1 pseudogene is annotated in these 631 nt (G+C 32.6%); it reads left to right on the top strand.

Annotated elements, in window-relative coordinates:
• Positions 1-355: 355 nt before the first annotated feature.
• Positions 356-631 (top strand): annotated as a pseudogene (locus ADIWIN_RS16935) (deoxynucleoside kinase); the annotation flags it as partial.

Genomic DNA, 631 nt, shown 5'->3' with positions numbered 1-631 from the left:
CATCCTTTTCAATTCTAAACCATAAATCGAAAAAATAACGCTTTAAAAATGGGCATTCAAAACGAAGAAGCAAAAATATAAAGTCCAGTACTTTACAACCATTATAATCACAAACCATTGTTAATTAACTTTTTATATTTTTATTCCAATAAAGCGGAAGAAAAACTGAAGATAATTTCGAACTTTAAAATTGTGTATTTTGTCTTTCAAGTAACAATATAGAGATGGTTAATGTACAGACCAAATCTAATTCGGACAATAATCACATAAAGGTGAAGTTTAATAGCATTCTTACCGTAATCAAACAATTATAGCTTGTTTCGGATTTGGCACAGAAAAATTAAAGGAAAAACGTATGCATATTGCAATTTCTGGGAATATTGGAAGCGGAAAAACCTCACTTGCATCAAAGCTATCAGCGCATTATGGTTGGCAAATAGAATTTGAATCAGTTGAGGAAAATCCCTACTTAGCGGATTTTTATACTGACATGCCCAAATGGGCATTCCATTTACAGGTATTTTCCTACACAGTCGTTTCAACCAACTAAAAAGAATCCAGGGAAATGCCATTTCCACTATCCAGGACAGGACAATTTATGAAGATGCACACATTTTGCAGCCAATCTTTT

It is taken from the genome of Winogradskyella psychrotolerans RS-3 (assembly GCF_000427335.1).
Lineage (GTDB): Bacteria > Bacteroidota > Bacteroidia > Flavobacteriales > Flavobacteriaceae > Winogradskyella > Winogradskyella psychrotolerans.
Note: the sequence above shows the minus strand (reverse complement) of the source record. Positions and strands in the feature narration are given on the sequence as shown.